Genomic DNA, 17,175 nt, shown 5'->3' with positions numbered 1-17,175 from the left:
ACTTATTTAAGAACTTTGAATAGGTTTAGAATTTGTTAAAAGCTCTTCAATGAACTGTCGGTCATTTGATAGTCTAGGCACTTTATGCTGCCCGCCCAATTTACCTTTACTTTTCAACCAATTGTAAAAAGTTCCTTTCTCTGCATGAACTACTTTAGGCATCCTTAGTGTCAAATTATTATAACGTTTGGCTTCATAATCTGAATTAATTGACTTTAACGCGTTATCCAATAACTCAGTAAAGTAATCTAAATTAGATGGAGGTTTTTCAAATTCAATGACCCATTCATGTGCACCCTTAGCTTTTCCATCCATAAAAATGGGAGCTGCTGTATACTCAGAAATAGCTGCACCAACCTTTTCACAAGCTTGCTTCAATGCATCTTCAGCATTTTCAATAATTAATTCTTCGCCAAAAGCATTGATATAATGTTTGGTTCTACCGGTAATACGTATTCTATAAGGATTTAAGGAAACGAATTTAACCGTATCACCAATTAAGTAACGCCATAAACCGGAGTTGGTTGTAATTACAATTGCATAATTAGTGTCGACTTCAACCTCTTCTAAAGGAATAGCAATAGAGTCTTCACCAAAATATTGATCCATAGGTATAAACTCATAAAAAATTCCATAATCTAGCATTAACAAAAGGTCACTTGAATTGTTCTGATCTTGAATAGCAAAAAAACCTTCTGAGGCATTGTATATCTCATAGTATCTGAAATCATTTTTAGGCAATAATGTTTTGTACTGATCTCTGTACGGATTGAAATTTACGCCTCCATGAAAATAGACTTCCAGATTTGGCCATACTTCCAAAATATGTTGTTTACCTGTATGCTCTAAAACAGCATTTAGTAATGCAAGCATCCAAGAAGGTACACCTACCAAACTGGTCATATTTTCGCTAAGCGTTTCATTGATGATGGCTTGCATTTTCGTTTCCCATTCACTCATCAAAGCGGTTTCTGTCTTTGGTGCGCTGCTAAAATCTGCCCAAAAAGGCATATTCTCAATAATAATTGCCGAAAGGTCTCCAAAATAGGTGTTGTTATCCTGGTAGAGTTCACTACTCCCTCCCAGACGTAGTCCTTTTCCATTAAATAACCCGGCATCTTCATTATTATTAATATAAAGAGCCAACATATCTTTACCAGCTTTCAAGTGGCAGTTTTCAAGTGCCTCATTACTTACAGGAATAAATTTACTTTTTGCATTGGTGGTTCCACTTGATTTGGCAAACCACTGAATAGAAGAAGGCCAAAAAATATTCTGCTCACCTTTTCGTGTACGCTCTATCAAAGGTTGTATGCTTTCATACTTTTGAATGGGAATGCGTTCTGCGAAAGCGCGATAATCATAGATAGATTTAAAGTCGTATTTTTTACCTAACTCGGTATTTTGAGCAGTCCCAATAAGGCGCATTAACAACTCATTCTGAACATCTATAGGGTACTTTAGAAAAAGTTCCATCTGATGTTTTCGCTTCTTTAAAAACCAAGAAACAACCGTATTAAATAAAGGTATCATTCAGTTAGTTATCTTTAAAAGAACTCTAAAAACGAGTTTAGAAAACGTTGTTTTTGTAGTATCTTTAGCCAATAAAAATACAAATTTCTTAATATCAATATAGCATTGCTATTCAATGCTTTAAAAAACTATTTCTTTTAAAATGGCCAAAGTAGGTATTATAATGGGAAGCAATTCTGACATGCCAGTCATGCAAGAAGCCATAGCTATCTTACATGAATTGCATATTGAAACTGAAGTTGATATCGTTTCGGCACATCGTACTCCTGATAAATTATATGAGTATGCCAAGAATGCACATTTAAATGGAATTTCTGTGATTATTGCCGGAGCAGGAGGTGCAGCTCATTTACCAGGTATGGTCGCTTCTATGAGTCCTCTACCTGTAATTGGTGTGCCTGTAAAATCTCGTAATTCCATTGATGGATGGGATTCTGTACTATCCATATTACAAATGCCTGGAGGTGTACCTGTAGCTACTGTGGCATTAGATGGTGCAAAGAATGCCGGAATATTAGCTGCTCAAATTATTGGCAGTGCCAATGAGGATGTGTTACAAAGCATTCTAGACTACAAGGAAGGCTTAAAACAAAAAGTAAATAAAGCTTCCGAAGATTTAAAAAAGTAAACTTTTAATCTCGATAGCTACTGGCGAAAACTCCTAATTCCAACAGTAATATTTCATTATCACCTTGAGCGCAGTCGAAAGGTTTTAAACTAAAACAAATGAGTAATCCTCTACTACAAATATTCAACACAAAACATACAACCGCTCCTTTTTCTAAGATAAAAGAGGAGCATTTTAAACCGGCTTTTAAAGAAGCCATTGACAACGCTAAAGCGGAAATTGATATAATAACTGCTAATACTGAAACACCTACGTTTGAAAACACCATTGAAGCATTGGAATTTTCAGGACACACCTTAGAACGAATCTCGTCCATCTTTTTTAACTTGAATTCCGCTGAAACCAATGATGAAATTCAAAAGATTGCCCAAGAAGTATCACCTTGGCTTTCTGAATTTTCTAATGATGTTCGACTGAATGCAGCATTGTTTAAGCGAGTAAAATCTGTTTATAATATTAGAGAAAGTCTGAATTTAACTACTGAGCAAAACACTTTGCTCGAAAAAAAATACAAAGGCTTTGCGAGAAATGGAGCAAACTTAAATGAAACAGATAAGGAAAAGCTTCGCGAAATAGATAAGGAGTTGGCTAAATTAGCCTTAAAATTTGGCGAAAACGTATTGGCGGAAACCAATGCATATGAATTACACATTACAGATAAAAACCAATTAAAAGGCCTTCCTGATAGTGCTATAGAAGCTGCTTCAATGATTGCCAAACAAAAAGAAAAAGAAGGCTGGGTATTTACCTTAGATTATCCTAGTTATGTGCCATTTATGACTTATGCTGATGATCGTGAATTACGTGAGCAATTAGCAAAAGCTTTTGGTGCAAGATCATTTAAAAAAAATGAATACAACAATGAACAAATTGTCTTAAATATTGTAAAACTTCGTAATGAGCGTGCCAATTTATTAGGTTATAAAACTCATGCTGATTTTGTTTTAGAAGAGCGCATGGCTGAAAATCCTGATAACGTTCTGAACTTTGAAAATGATTTATTAGAAAAAGCTAAACCAGCAGCAGAAAGAGAATTCAATCAGTTAGCCGATTTAGCTAAAAAAGATGGTATAGAGCAGCTACAAAAATGGGATGGAGCCTATTATTCCGAGAAACTAAAAAAACAACTATTTGATTTAGATCAGGAGTTGTTAAAACCTTATTTTAAATTAGAAAATGTAATAAATGGAGTTTTTACCATTGCCAATAAACTGTTTGACCTTAACTTTAAAGAGGTTAATGATATTGACACCTATCATGAGGAAGTGATGACCTATGAAGTTACTAACTCAAATGGTGATTTTATAGCCGTATTTTATGCTGATTTCTTTCCACGATCGGGGAAACGAAATGGCGCTTGGATGACTTCTTATAAAAGTCAGTGGAAAAAAGATAATGAAAATTCAAGACCTCATATTTCTATTGTTTGTAATTTCACGAAGCCAACAGAAACCAAGCCTTCATTATTGACTTTTAATGAAGTGACTACCTTGTTTCATGAATTTGGTCATGCTTTGCATGGCATGTTGGCCAATACCACCTACCCCAGTCTATCTGGCACTTCAGTGTATTGGGACTTTGTTGAATTACCAAGTCAATTGTTGGAGAATTGGTGCTATGAAAAAGAAGCGTTAGATTTATTTGCCAGACACTATGAAACCAATGAGCCTATCCCAATGGAATTAATACAAAAGATAAAGGACTCCTCGAACTTCTTAGAAGGTATACAAACACTTCGCCAGTTAAGTTTTGGTTTGCTTGATATGTCTTGGCATGGTGGCGACTCGCCAGACACAATTAAATCTGTAAAAGAATTTGAAACCAAAGCTTTTTCTGACACACAACTATATCCTGATGTGACTGAAAATTGCATGAGTACTTCATTTGCTCATATCTTTCAAGGCGGGTACTCTTCTGGATATTACTCATATAAATGGGCAGAAGTGTTGGATGCAGATGCTTTTGAATATTTTAAGGAAACGGGTATTTTCAATAAAAAAACAGCAAAGAAACTGGAAGAAAATGTATTGTCTCAAGGCGGTACTGAAAAACCAATGACGCTATATAAGCGCTTCAGGGGAAAAGAACCTAGCAATGAAGCATTATTAAAAAGAGCAGGACTGTTAAGCTAACAGTCCTCTTCTTATTTTATCCTTGTTGCATTGGTGTAAAGAAAAATTCTTCACGTACAATTTTTCCATTATTTACTTGATATAGGCATATTTCTTCCATATTTGATCGTGGCGCACCCTTGTACGTTAAATCCATTTCCATGGTACATGAGAAAAATTTATCGGCCACAATGGGGTCAGAAACTTTCATTGAATGAACTTCTTCTACCATATCACTCCATTGCTGTGCTTTAGCCATCACTTCTTGAATACCTCTTGATTCTTTCATAGGAGCCCCGTCTGGTTCAATACTCACAATATTAGAATCGTATAATTCTTGCATGGCAGTTTCAAATTGACCTCGTCTGCATAGTTCTACTAGTCTGTCAGCTACTTGTTGTGTTGTCATAATTTTAATGATTTATAGATTAATTATTTCTTATATTTTTTGCTTACTTCAAAGGCTTTTAAAGCCCATTTTTTTAGTACCGACCTATCCTCCAAAAAATCAGAATAGGCTTTTGAAATCTGTCTTAGATTTTCATTAGTTCTAAAGCTTGGTTAGTCAAGCTTTCCCATTTATCTTAATTCCATGGATTATATGAACCAAAATTCCAAATATGGTCTTCAATATCCCTGCATGTATAGCCACGACCACCATACTCTTGATTCTTAATTTCTAAAAGTATTTTCGCACCTCTGGCAACAGCTTTTTTATAATGCTCATCAATTTTTTCCACAATTATATAAGGTGCTTGAGTATTCAATCCGCTCAAACTGTTGGGTACTTTTAGCAATTTGCCGTATTCGTTATTACTTCCAGAACTTAACATAATCATCGAATTTCTATATGTCAGTTGAGCATGTATAATTGTATTGTCTTCTCCTTGGACTACAAGGTGCTTTTCAAATCCGAATGCAGCGCATAACCATTCGATGGCTGTTTCTGCATTTTTGTAGTGAATTGTCGGGATAATACATGCTTTATTCGCTGTCATAATTTATTAGGCTTGTAATTTTTTATTGTTTTTTGCTACTTGAAACGCTTTTAAAGCCCATTCCTTTAATACTGACCTATCTTCTAAAACTTCTACTGGAACTTCATAATATGGCATTCCTTTTTTCTTCGATGATGAAGTATACGGTTGCATCCCTTTTGCTTTAAAATCTACCTTATTCGTTTCATCAACTCGCAATCTAAAAATACCTCCACCGAGCATCGCAAACATAATTCCTTCTTTAAAAAAACCTACACCTCCAAACATTTTTTTAGTTTCAAAATCACCCATTTCAGTTAATTGATCTTTTACAAAATTTAAATATTGGTTATCTACTACCATATCTAGAATGCTTTGCTTAAAAATTCATTCAATGGTTTTATAGCTTGAAAATGCTCTAAGATTACTTCTACTATATCTGATGAGTTATAATATGTTCTTAATGGCAACTGGGTCATTGCATAAAATTGTTTGTTATAGATCAAATCAGTTCTTTCACTAACATCATCTAGCTCTTTATCAATACGCTTGGCTTTTTCTCCTTTTAGTTCGGTTAGATGTTTTTTAAAACTTGGTGCATTTACAATGTTTAAAAAATCATCGATATTCATTGCAATATGCTTACGGATCAGTTTTACTTCTGGTGACTTCACATTAAATAACCCACCTCCAACATAAATTGTATCAGCACTTATACCTAAATAGTACCCCGGTAGCATTGATTTTTTACCATTTGGGGAGAATCCAGCTTTCAGTAATGTATTATACGGAGTTTTATCTTTTGAAAAACGTACATCTCTATTAATACGAAACATTGCTTTCTTTTCGTCAGCAAGAATTCTATCATCCCATTTTCTGAGTTGAGGAATCAACTCGGAAAGCAACTCTAAAAATGGCGTTTTTACATTAGCTTCATACCGCTTTTTATTAGCATGAAACCAGTCTTTATGATTGTTTTGTTCTAATTCTCTAAAGAAATCAGAATAGGTTTTTGAGATCATATCTTAGATTTTCATTGGTTCTAAAGCTTGCTTGGTCAAGCTTTCCCATTTATGGTGATACTCATAATCAGCTTCATACCAACCAACTAATGGTTTCTTGGTTTTAAATGGGCTGAATTCGTTCAACGGAATTTCAAATTCTTCATTATTAAAATCCTTTCCTAACTTAAAGACCATCTTGTTTTTGCGTGAGAAAAAAGCAAATACCTTTCCTTTATAATGAATGGCAGGAGAGCTCATCATCTTGCCTTCGGTTACACCATCACAGGTACCACAAAATTTAGTTCTTATGAATTCAAAAAGTTGTTTTTCTTTCATTGCGTATCAAAGTTAGGTATCATTTGAAATAAGAGAGTAGGTCAAATTTGACACTTTAGAGTGTTGATTATGCCATATTGAATATATACCTTTGGATTATTAAAACATAGAACAATCATGAAACATATAAGCATTCTAGTTCCTAAAAGTAATGTGGTTTTGAGCAGCGTTGTTGGGCCTTATAAGATTTTTACGGCTGTCAATCAATACATGATTAAAACCACTGGCGAACCTTTTTTTAATATTCATTTAGTAGGTATTGAAAAAGATACAATACTCTATGATGGTGCTTTTGCTATTCATTGTGATGCCACATTAAATGATATTCAAAAAACAGACCTTATCATTATTGCCGCCATCACTCCAAATAGTATTGTGCAAGAATTACAAAACAATGCAGATTTTATTCCTTGGATCCGCAAACAGCGATTAAAAAATAAAGCTGAGATTGCCAGCTTATGTGTTGGTGCATTCTTCTTAGCCGAAACGGGACTGGTGGATCATAAGCAATGCGCTACGCATTGGGTCGTGATAGATATATTTAAACAAATGTATCCTCAAATAAATGTTTTACCCGAAAAAATAGTCACCGATCAAGAAGGGATTTATTCAAGTGGAGGTGCTTATTCTTTTTTGAATCTTCTTTTGCATTTAGTCAGAAAATACTGTGGGCAGGAAGCCGCCATTTTTGCTTCAAAATTCTTTGAAATAGAAATGGATCGTGACAACCAAAATCAGTTTGCCATTTTTAATGGGCAAAAAGAGCACTCAGATTCTCTAGTTAAAAAAGCGCAAACGTATATTGAGAATAATGTAGCCAAAAAAATATCAGTTGAAGAGCTTGCAGTTATGTTGGCGATAAGTCGCCGCAATTTTATAAGGCGTTTTAAAAAAGCAACTGCTAACACTCCATTGGAATATATACAGCGTGTACGGGTAGAAGCCGCAAAAAAGAAATTGGAATCTACACATAAAAATGTAAATGAAGTAATGTATGATGTAGGTTATATAGACACCAAGGCATTCAGAAATGTATTTAAAAAGTACACAGGATTAACACCAATGGCGTATAAAAATAAATACAATAGAGAATTAGCAGCGGTAACCTATTAAACTAGAGTTCTTTCAAATACTTATACATTTTCTCTCTGCCCTTTACATCAGGCATTTTACCATAGCCCGCCATCATATTATCTATAACATGTTTTGGTTTTGAAGTACCGGGAATGACACAGGTTACTAATTCATTAGAAAGAATGAATTTTAAAAAATATTGCCCCCAACTATTAATTTCGTACTCTTTACACCATTCAGGTAACTGTTTGCCACGAGTGATTCTAAATAGCGAACCACTATCATAGGGTTGATTGATCAAAACGGCTGTTTCATTTTCTCTAACGGTTTTAAATAATGATTTTTCAGCATGCCGCTCTCTTATGGAATAATTGAACTGTACAAAATCTGGTTTTTCTTGCCGGATGACTTTCTCTAAAGATGTATGCGATGCATTTGTATAATGTGTAATACCCCAATACCTTATCTTTCCTTTTTCTTTCCAATCTTTGAGTGTTTTTACATGTATTTTCCAATCCACCAGATTGTGTATTTGCATCAAATCTAGTTGCTTTCTTTGCATTAACTTGAATGATCTTTCCATTTGCTGAATACCAGCATCTTTACCTGAAGTCCAGATTTTTGTAGCATAGAAAAATTGGTTTGCAAAACCCGATTCTGCTGTTAAATCGCCAACTACTTTTTCGGAACTACCATACATAGGCGATGAATCAATAACCCTTCCTCCTAACTTTTGCATTTCAATAAGCACTTGGGACAATACAGGCCTTCTAACTTTTGAATTGCCTACATCAAAGGTTTGCCATGTACCTAAGCCAACTACCGGTAATTTTTCATTTGAAGATGGAATTCTTCTTTCATTCATAGTTTCTTTACTACTAAAAGACAATAAATGAGGATAAGTCAATAATCCAGCTGATATTAATCCAGTTAATTTTAATACTTCCCTCCTATTACAGGTTTTATTTTTCATGGTTTACAGTATTTAAAATTAATTCTTTTTCTTTTGTTGCATGTTCTTTTCCCAAGCGATACCCAGTGAGTGACCATAATACAATTAATGGAATGGCTATTAAAGCGATTGCTGACAATCCAAAACCTAAAGAAATAAACAGTGTAAAGACCCATCCCGTTAAGGCATCCCCTCCTCTATATATAACCGTATCAATAAAATTCTTGGCTCTGTATTTTTCTTCTTTACTACAAATAGTATATAGTATTTCTCTTGAAGGTTTTAGAATAGAGAAATTCCCAGCACGATGTAGTACAATTAATACAGCTATTAACAATAATGATAATTTATAGCTAACAACCAAAAACCCAATAGCTAATAACAAAGGAATACTACTTAATGCTATTGCTAAACCATATTTTTTTATGATACGATTCGTAATTAAGAACTGCCCTGTGATTGCCAAAGTATTGGTTATTAAATCTACCCTTGAAAAATAAACAATTCGTTTGCTACTGTCTTTAATTGCTTGCTCTAAAATATGTGCTTGCTCAAAATACAAAAAAGTTGAAATAGCGGTATATAATAGAATAAAGCTTACTATAGTTAAAAGGTACCTTGATTGAAATACATTTTGAAGTCCTTTCCAAAAATTCTTTTTTAGAACTCTATTAGGGTCAAACAAATTAGAATTATCATTTGAAGGTTTCTCAAGTTTAAATTTTGCAATTTTTTCTATAGAAATTATTGCTACAACAAGAAAACAGATTGCCAACAATAGTAGGTTCTTTATAGAAGAATTTTGTGCTACAAAAGATGAAATTAAAGGTCCTACCAATGCACCAAGACTTCCTCCAGCAGCTATAATTCCAAAAACTCTTTTAGAAGCCCTACTGGAATACACATCTGACATAAAACTCCAAAATAGAGATATCACGAATAAATTAAAGACACTCAGCCAAATAAAAAAAGTACTTGCCAATGCACTTGACTTTCCTGTAAAGGCAAATAACACATAAAAAATGACCAGGTTTCCTACAAAAAAACAATATGAGATACTTAGAACTTTTTTAATAGGATATTTTCTGGTAATAAAACCAAACACAGGAACTACCAACAACATCATAACAAAAGTACCCGTAAATAACCATTGCATTTTATTAGCCCCATTGATAATACCCATTTCATCTCGTAAGGGTCGTAGGATGAAATATCCTGATAGCAGGCTAAAAAAATATATGAATGACCAAAGTACTAGTTTTTGTTCTTCCGGACGAATCATCATTTTCATAAATAGTTTATCTAAATAATGTTGCATAACCTTGATTTAAAACAAATCAAAAGTGTTATTCATCTTTGTAAAACTATGAGTGATTTGGTAAAAAGAAAGAGTGATTTATAAATTCAAAAGTCTTTTTTTGTAATCTGATGGTGTTTGACCAGTTTGCCTTTTAAAAGCAATATTGAACGATGACAAAGAATTAAATCCGCACTCATATGCAATAGCCGAAATCTTTAAATGATGATGTTCTTTTTTAGCTAAGAGTTTTTTTGCCTCTTCAATGCGATAGCCGTTAACATACTCCGAAAAATTTCTTGAGAAAGAATTATTAATTGTGTGGGAAACTATATAAACGGGTAATTTCAACGTTTCTGCTAGTTGTTTTATGGTAAAATCAGGTTGTATAAAAGGTTTGCCTTTTTGCATTAGGTCTTCGATTTTCTGAGCATACATCTCCGAGGCATTTTCTTTAAGTTTAATATGCTTATACTTTTTAAAATTCTGAAGTACCTGAGGGTTCTTTACCAGGAAAAAACTCAAGAAGTAAACAAAAACTCCATAGACAATTGGTCCAAGCAAATAGGGTGTTAGTCCTAAAATATAATTAGAAAAATACGCTAGCTGAAGTACTAAAGTTCCAATGGTTAAAATACCTATCCAAAACCATTCTCTCTTATCTAATGAAAATTTGTTCCTTTTAAAAAAGGCATAACCAAAAACCATTAATGTTACAAAACTATAAATCATTTGTTGATATAGTAGCAACCGATATCCACCGACATTCCAAAAATTATTAGCTTCCAATTTAAAAGTAAATAGTAGCAATGCAGCAAAAGGAATAAAATGTATCCAATTTTTTATAGACCATTTATTACCAAAAAAATAATGACTTACATATAAAAAAAGTAGCGGACCAAAAGCAGTATGAGCCGCAAAACCTACATTCAAAAACCAATTAGGCGTATTTTCAATATAGACCCATGAAAGTGACTTAATGATGCGAAGTGTTATAGTAAAAAAGAAAGCTGCAAGTAAAATACTTTTAAAGTCTCGTTTCTTGTAAAAAAAACTATAGAAAGAAATGTATAGGCTCTGAGCAGCGCCCAAACTACCTATTAACACCTCTATGTTTTTATCTAATTTTGCCGTTCTCAATATCTGAAAATAACTGACACTAAGTTAGCTTAATTTTTAGATCAGAAACTATTTCAGGAACTTTTTAGGATAATTTTAAGACTTGCTATTCTTGGCTTCTATCCATTTACTTAAGTATTTAGTGCTTTGTAAAGAATGGTGTTGTAATAACGCACCAAAAAAGTTTTGTTTTCTATGATTTTCTATATTCTGTTGCAGTTTTTTAATTCGCTCAATAAACTTATGACCTAACCCTTCTTTATCATAGAATTTATTGATCAGTTCAATTCCGTTCTGTTGTGACTGTTCCCAAAGTGATTTATTGGAGTATAACTCAACCGCTTCTTTTGCAAATAATTCAGGATTATCTTCAATAAATCCATTCCAAGCTAAATCACCATGCATCCCTTCGGCACCAATAGAAGTTGTCATACTAGGTGCTCCGTATAGCATTGCCTCGGTTAGTTTTCCTTTAATACCTGCTCCAAATCGTAATGGTGCTAATACTACACGAATATTTCGTACAACCCTTTCAGGATTATCCGTATAGCCTTTAATTAGAAATCCCTCTTTTTCATTATGTAATTCGTTTACCTGTTGAGTAGCATATGCCACATATATATGCAATTCAGCATTGGGTAGTTGTTTTCTAATTAGTGGCCAAATAACCTTTTTCAGCAACAAAATAGCATCCACATTTGGGTCATGGAGACAATTGCCAATAATGGTAAAATGTCGTCGCTCCTCAAATCCTTTCCATGAATTCACATGAATTTCATCTATACTATCTAAGAGAAAAGGAATATGATGTAACAACTCTTTATTTATTTTAAACACTCGTAGCAATAGATCCATTTCATAGGCTGAAATCATCAATGACAAATCACATCTGAGTATTGAAGCAATCTCCCGTTTTGTAAGATCAAAGATTAGTAGATTCTCTTCCTGAAATGACCTGTCTTCTTTTAAAGCTTTATGACGTGCTTTTCTAAGCGAATGGAAGTCTTCAGTATCTAAAATTCGTATTGCATTTGGGCAATTCTCGGCTACTCGCCAGCCAAATTGTTCTTCCATCATAAAACGATCGAATAGTACAATATCAGGGTTTAATTTCTTAACAAAAACATCAAAAGAAGCGTGATTCAATTCAATGAACACTTCTTCAACCCCCAATTCAGATAAATTCTTTGCTTTTTCATTACGTTGTGCAGGTGATGCAAAGGTTATTTCCCAGTCTTGTTTTAAAAATACTTCTATAAGTTGAAGCATTCTACAACCAGCCGCTGATGCGTTTGGTTCAACCCAGACATAACCTATTATCAGTACGTTCAAACTAAAAATTTATGAAATCAAAAATACTGGATTTAGCCTAGATCAAATCATATTGTAGAAAACAAAAATAAATCTGACATACTAAAACGTTTTAGAAGGAGTTATATATAAAGTTAAACCTATTATAATCATATTATGAGTCGAAAATTATTTTTCTGGACTCTCCCCTTAATTTTTGTAATGGTTTCTTGGACAAATACCAAGACCACTAGTTTTGACGATGAAATAGCTGTTGCGAATGACTTGATAACAATGGTAAATAATCATCGTGCCAAACTGGGTAAATCTAAACTGACAAGAAGTGAAGCTGCCGATGCATTGGCTGCTCAACATGCATCTTATATGTCATTACAAAATGATGTAAACCATGACAATTTTGATGCTCGTTGGGATGCTCTTGAGCAAACTGTGAATGCTGAAGAAATAACCGAAAATATTGGTTATGATATCAGTGCAGAAAAAGCGATGCAGGTATGTTTGGAAAATTTATGGTCTAAAGCCAATATTGAAGGTGACTTCACACATATTGGTCTAGCTGTAAAAAAGGATGATAATGGTAAATATTATTATACCCAGATCTTTTTCAAGTAAATCTTACTATTCAAAAAAATGAAAGACCAGTTTAAAACTGGTCTTTTTTATTTAAAATGAATATTTGTTTTTCTCCTTATATGGGCGAATGATTAGACGGGTTTCTCTATCAAAACGAATATAATTGTATACCCAGTTTAAAAATACGATGGCTTTATTTCTAAATCCTATTAATGAAAATAAATGCACAAACATCCATACAAACCATGCAAAAACACCTTGAAATTTCCATTTAGGGAGGTCAACTACAGCTTTATTGCGGCCAATGGTAGCCATAGAGCCCTTATCATTATAACTAAAAGGTTTTTGACTTTTTCCTCTAATAACAGCTAATAAATTTTTTGCCAATAATCTACCTTGTTGAATGGCGGGTTGCGCCATCATAGGATGCCCATAAGGATATTTTTCTGATTGCATACAAGCCACATCTCCAATAGCATAAATATTAGTAGTGTTTTCAACCTTATTAAACTGATCTACTTTTATTCTATTGGCTCGTTCAACAACACATTCTGTAGGTAAACCATTTATAGCATCTCCTAAGACACCTGCCGCCCAAATAACCGTAGCTGCTTTAAAATGAGCCTCACCATCTGTAGTAACAGTTTCCCCATCATAATTTAATACCCTTAAATCTTTCCATACATCAACATCTAGAGTAATCAGGAAATCTTCTGCTTTTTTGGATGCCTCAGGGCTCATACCTTTTAATAATTCAGGGGATGCCTGAATTAAATTAATCTTCATTTCCCTAATGTCAAGATCAGGATAATCTTTAGGGAGAATACCTTTCTTCATTTCTGCCAAGGCTCCAGCCAATTCTACTCCTGTTGGACCACCACCCACTATCACAAAATTCATCAATGCCCTTCGTTTTTCAAGATCTTTTACCAGTAAAGCATCTTCAAAATTTTCTAAGATTAAACTTCTTAGGTTTAATGACTGAGGAATGGATTTCATTTCCATAGCATACCTCTCAACATTTGTATTGCCAAAAAAATTGGTTTTTGAGCCCGTTGCAATTACTAAATGGTCATATGAAAGACTACCAATTGAAGTTTCTATTTTATTTTCTTCAGGGTGTACCATAGTCACCTCAGCAAGCCTGAAGTAAAAATCTTCTACATCGTTAAATCGTTTCCGTAAAGGGAAGGCTATAGAGTCCGGTTCTAAACCTCCGGTTGCTACCTGGTATAATAAAGGTTGAAAAGTATGATAATTATGTTTATCAATTAGTACAACTTGAATATCTTTTTTTTCAAGACCTCTGGCAGTTGCTAAACCTGCAAATCCACCGCCAATAATTACCACTCTTGGGAAACTCGTTTGAGGAATGTTCATTAACTACTATTATTTGAGCAGGTAAAAGTAGTATTTGTTAAGGTAAAAATTACCTTTTTGGTATTCATTCTGTTCAGAGTGACCAAAAAATTAATTATGTACTCTTCTTAAATTAGTAATGAAATTGTTATTAATACCTAAACTAAAGCCAAACCTGATTTCGCTTTCACTACCTAACCTATGAATTGCTACTTTACCTAAAGATATTTTACTAAACTCATCATTAGTAATATTCTTGGAATTGAAGAACAAACCTCCTTTAAACTGTTGTTTTGTATTATACTCGCTTTTTATCTTATTATTCTGATAAAAATTAACCGATAGAATCTCTTCAGGATTGTTATATGCACAAAATATACCCAAAGCATCCCAAAATATATAGGTTTTATCCTTCTGTAACTTACGGTTAGGTTTACCAAAGGTTTCTACGAGGTTATCATGTTTAGTGGGAAACGTTAATTCTTTACCATCAACTAACACTTCATCTGTAATGCAGTTGATAATAATATACTTTCTTTTCTTACTAAAGAACTTAAACATAACTTATTGTATTAATACATTGAGGTAAATGTAATTTTCATTTCTTAAGGCATTCTAAAGTAAACTCACTGACATTTTGATAAAAATTCGTCAATTCGAGTGATTTTTCTGAATATGATGAAGAAAAATTGTATCGAGAATAGAATTTTAAAGTAGATAAAACCTTGTTCTCGATACTTTTTCTAAGTGAAAAAACTGGAACTGACGGTTTTGTTCTAAAATTAATTTAAAAAGTATAATCTCTTAAGTAAATCATATATAACGGCTAAAACAAAAAATCCCGCTTAAATAAGCGGGATTCTATATTGAAACAGTTTATAACTGTTACTCTTCTTTGACTTCTTCAAAGTCTACATCTTGCACATCATCTCCTTCAGAAGTTGATTCTGTTGCGCCGGCATCAGCTCCTGGAGCACCATTTGCTTGCGCCTCTTGCTGTGCTTTGTATAAATCTTCAGAAGCAGCTTTCCAAGCTTCATTGATCTTTTCCATTGCAGCATCAATCTGAGCCAAATCTTTAGACTCATGTGCTTTCTTCAACTCTTCTAACGCAGACTCAATTGGTGCTTTCTTATCATCAGACAACTTATCACCAAATTCACTCAATTGTTTTTCTGTCTGAAAGATCATAGAATCAGCAGCATTGACTTTTTCTGCAGTTTCTTTTGCTTGCTTATCAGCTTCAGCATTCGCCTCCGCTTCAGCTTTCATTTTTTCTATCTCTTCATCTGTTAGACCAGAAGAAGCTTCAATTCTGATGTTATGCTCTTTACCAGTACCTTTATCTTTAGCCGATACATTAATAATACCATTTGCATCAATATCAAAGGTTACTTCAATTTGAGGTACTCCTCTTGGCGCTGGTGGAATTCCATCTAAATGAAAACGACCAATCGTTTTATTATCAGCAGCCATAGCACGCTCACCTTGTAATACATGTATCTCTACAGATGGCTGATTGTCAGCAGCAGTCGAGAATACCTGCGATTTTTTAGTTGGAATTGTAGTATTTGCTTCTATCAACTTAGTAAATACATTCCCCATGGTTTCAATACCTAGCGAAAGTGGTGTAACATCTAATAACAATACATCTTTTACATCACCAGTCAATACACCTCCTTGAATAGCAGCACCTACAGCCACTACCTCATCTGGATTCACTCCTTTAGAAGGTTTCTTACCGAAGAATTTCTCTACCGCTTCTTGAACAGCAGGAATACGTGTAGAACCACCAACCAAAATAATTTCATCAATATCACTTGTTGAAAGGTCGGCATTTTTCAATGCAGTTTGACATGGTTCAATAGTTCTTTTTACTAAATCATCTATTAATTGCTCAAACTTTGATCTTGCTAATGTTCTTACTAAGTGCTTAGGGCCACTTGCAGTAGCTGTAATATAAGGTAAGTTGATCTCTGTTTGCGTAGATGACGACAACTCAATCTTAGCTTTTTCAGCAGCTTCCTTCAAACGTTGTAATGCCATTGGGTCCTCACGAAGATCCATATTCTCATCTTTCTTGAACTCTTCTGCCAACCAGTTAATGATTTTTTCATCTACATCATCACCACCTAAATGTGTATCACCATCTGTAGATAACACTTCAAATACACCATCACCTAATTCTAAAATAGATACATCATGCGTACCACCACCAAAGTCAAATACAACGATCTTTTTATCCTCATTTTTTTTATCCATTCCATAAGCTAGTGCTGCAGCAGTAGGCTCATTGATGATACGTTCAACTTTTAATCCGGCGATTTCACCAGCTTCTTTGGTAGCCTGACGCTGTGCATCATTAAAATACGCAGGAACTGTAATTACTGCCTGACTTACCGAAGTCCCTAAATAATCTTCTGCAGTTTTTTTCATTTTCTGCAATACCATAGCAGATAATTCTTGCGGAGTATATAAACGACCGTCAATATCCACTCTTGGTGTATCATTATCTCCTTTTACCACCTTATAAGGTACACGCTCTGCTTCTTTTCTAGATTCAGAATATTTGTTACCCATAAAACGCTTAATAGAATAAACCGTCTTAGTTGGATTTGTTACCGCCTGACGCTTTGCAGGATCACCAACTTTGATTTCACCACCTTCAACGAAAGCAATGACTGATGGTGTAGTTCTTTTACCTTCAGCATTAGGAATCACCACAGGCTCATTACCTTCCATTACAGAAACACATGAGTTGGTTGTTCCTAAGTCTATCCCTATAATTTTACTCATAATATTGTTTTGTTGTTTTTGTTTTCTGATTTTTTAATACGATTAAAACTAGTCAATGACTATGCCAGTGGTACTTTTAAGGTGCTTTGGCAGGAAAGTTTATTT

Annotated in this window: 17 protein-coding genes; 4 read left to right on the top strand and 13 right to left on the bottom strand. The window is 33.9% G+C overall.

Features of this window, described 5'->3' with window-relative positions:
• Positions 1-6: 6 nt before the first annotated feature.
• Positions 7-1,533: a GH3 auxin-responsive promoter family protein gene (locus AC1EU5_RS14855; protein ID WP_480193204.1), complete on the bottom strand. Its 1,527-nt coding sequence runs from the start codon at positions 1,531-1,533 to the stop codon at positions 7-9.
• A gap of 142 nt (positions 1,534-1,675) precedes the next feature.
• Here AC1EU5_RS14855 and purE point away from each other — a divergent pair, with 142 nt between their 5' ends.
• Both purE and AC1EU5_RS14845 read left to right on the top strand, forming a co-directional pair.
• Positions 1,676-2,161 carry a 5-(carboxyamino)imidazole ribonucleotide mutase gene (purE, locus tag AC1EU5_RS14850; protein ID WP_480193203.1) on the top strand — a complete coding sequence of 162 codons (486 nt, stop codon included), beginning with the start codon at positions 1,676-1,678 and terminating at the stop codon, positions 2,159-2,161.
• A 98-nt stretch (positions 2,162-2,259) separates the two neighbouring features.
• The gene (locus AC1EU5_RS14845; RefSeq protein WP_480193202.1) at positions 2,260-4,293 is read left to right on the top strand and encodes a M3 family metallopeptidase; all 2,034 of its coding nucleotides are present in this window, start codon (positions 2,260-2,262) and stop codon (positions 4,291-4,293) included.
• 16 nt (positions 4,294-4,309) lie between these two features.
• On the opposite strand, the gene AC1EU5_RS14840 is transcribed toward AC1EU5_RS14845, so the two are convergent.
• From AC1EU5_RS14840 to AC1EU5_RS14820, 5 genes are all read right to left on the bottom strand, one after another.
• Positions 4,310-4,681 carry a SnoaL-like domain-containing protein gene (locus tag AC1EU5_RS14840; protein ID WP_480193201.1) on the bottom strand — a complete coding sequence of 124 codons (372 nt, stop codon included), beginning with the start codon at positions 4,679-4,681 and terminating at the stop codon, positions 4,310-4,312.
• Positions 4,682-4,856: 175 nt separating this feature from the next.
• Positions 4,857-5,270 (bottom strand): VOC family protein, encoded by a 414-nt coding sequence (locus tag AC1EU5_RS14835; protein WP_480193200.1) that lies wholly within the window; start codon positions 5,268-5,270, stop codon positions 4,857-4,859.
• 6 nt (positions 5,271-5,276) lie between these two features.
• Entirely contained in the window at positions 5,277-5,612 is a 336-nt protein-coding gene (locus AC1EU5_RS14830) for a TfoX/Sxy family protein (protein ID WP_480193199.1), read from the bottom strand.
• A 2-nt stretch (positions 5,613-5,614) separates the two neighbouring features.
• On the bottom strand, positions 5,615-6,271 hold the full coding sequence (locus AC1EU5_RS14825) for a DUF2461 domain-containing protein (RefSeq protein ID WP_480193198.1): 657 nt from the start codon (positions 6,269-6,271) through the stop codon (positions 5,615-5,617).
• A gap of 3 nt (positions 6,272-6,274) precedes the next feature.
• Positions 6,275-6,589 (bottom strand): hypothetical protein, encoded by a 315-nt coding sequence (locus AC1EU5_RS14820; RefSeq protein WP_480193197.1) that lies wholly within the window; start codon positions 6,587-6,589, stop codon positions 6,275-6,277.
• A gap of 117 nt (positions 6,590-6,706) precedes the next feature.
• Here AC1EU5_RS14820 and AC1EU5_RS14815 point away from each other — a divergent pair, with 117 nt between their 5' ends.
• Positions 6,707-7,702 carry a GlxA family transcriptional regulator gene (locus tag AC1EU5_RS14815; protein WP_480193196.1) on the top strand — a complete coding sequence of 332 codons (996 nt, stop codon included), beginning with the start codon at positions 6,707-6,709 and terminating at the stop codon, positions 7,700-7,702.
• A 1-nt stretch (position 7,703) separates the two neighbouring features.
• Here the strand turns inward: AC1EU5_RS14815 and AC1EU5_RS14810 are convergent, their stop codons facing one another.
• From AC1EU5_RS14810 to AC1EU5_RS14795, 4 genes are all read right to left on the bottom strand, one after another.
• Positions 7,704-8,636 (bottom strand): aldo/keto reductase, encoded by a 933-nt coding sequence (locus tag AC1EU5_RS14810; RefSeq protein ID WP_480193195.1) that lies wholly within the window; start codon positions 8,634-8,636, stop codon positions 7,704-7,706.
• Positions 8,626-9,933, bottom strand: coding sequence for an NTP/NDP exchange transporter (locus AC1EU5_RS14805; protein WP_480193194.1), 1,308 nt, complete (start codon positions 9,931-9,933; stop codon positions 8,626-8,628). Before AC1EU5_RS14805 ends, AC1EU5_RS14810 begins: the two co-directional genes overlap by 11 nt.
• 78 nt (positions 9,934-10,011) lie before the next feature.
• Complete coding sequence (locus AC1EU5_RS14800) at positions 10,012-11,052, bottom strand: helix-turn-helix domain-containing protein (RefSeq protein WP_480193193.1); 1,041 nt, start codon at positions 11,050-11,052, stop codon at positions 10,012-10,014.
• A gap of 75 nt (positions 11,053-11,127) precedes the next feature.
• Positions 11,128-12,363, bottom strand: a complete 1,236-nt coding sequence (locus tag AC1EU5_RS14795) for a glycosyltransferase (protein WP_480193192.1) — start codon at positions 12,361-12,363, stop codon at positions 11,128-11,130.
• 135 nt (positions 12,364-12,498) lie between these two features.
• On the opposite strand from AC1EU5_RS14795, the gene AC1EU5_RS14790 reads away from it, so the two are divergent.
• Positions 12,499-12,954 (top strand): CAP domain-containing protein, encoded by a 456-nt coding sequence (locus AC1EU5_RS14790; protein WP_480193191.1) that lies wholly within the window; start codon positions 12,499-12,501, stop codon positions 12,952-12,954.
• A gap of 51 nt (positions 12,955-13,005) precedes the next feature.
• Here AC1EU5_RS14790 and AC1EU5_RS14785 read toward each other — a convergent pair whose 3' ends face one another.
• The 3 genes from AC1EU5_RS14785 to dnaK all read right to left on the bottom strand — a co-directional run bounded on the left by AC1EU5_RS14785 (position 13,006) and on the right by dnaK (position 17,070).
• Positions 13,006-14,295 carry an NAD(P)/FAD-dependent oxidoreductase gene (locus AC1EU5_RS14785; protein WP_480193190.1) on the bottom strand — a complete coding sequence of 430 codons (1,290 nt, stop codon included), beginning with the start codon at positions 14,293-14,295 and terminating at the stop codon, positions 13,006-13,008.
• Positions 14,296-14,385: 90 nt separating this feature from the next.
• Entirely contained in the window at positions 14,386-14,835 is a 450-nt protein-coding gene (locus tag AC1EU5_RS14780; protein WP_480193189.1) for a DUF7738 domain-containing protein, read from the bottom strand.
• A gap of 324 nt (positions 14,836-15,159) precedes the next feature.
• Positions 15,160-17,070, bottom strand: coding sequence for a molecular chaperone DnaK (gene dnaK / locus AC1EU5_RS14775; protein ID WP_480193188.1), 1,911 nt, complete (start codon positions 17,068-17,070; stop codon positions 15,160-15,162).
• Positions 17,071-17,175 lie beyond the last annotated feature (105 nt).

The sequence above is a fragment of the Maritimimonas sp. 2405UD52-3 genome (assembly GCF_056591715.1).
Note: the sequence above shows the minus strand (reverse complement) of the source record. Positions and strands in the feature narration are given on the sequence as shown.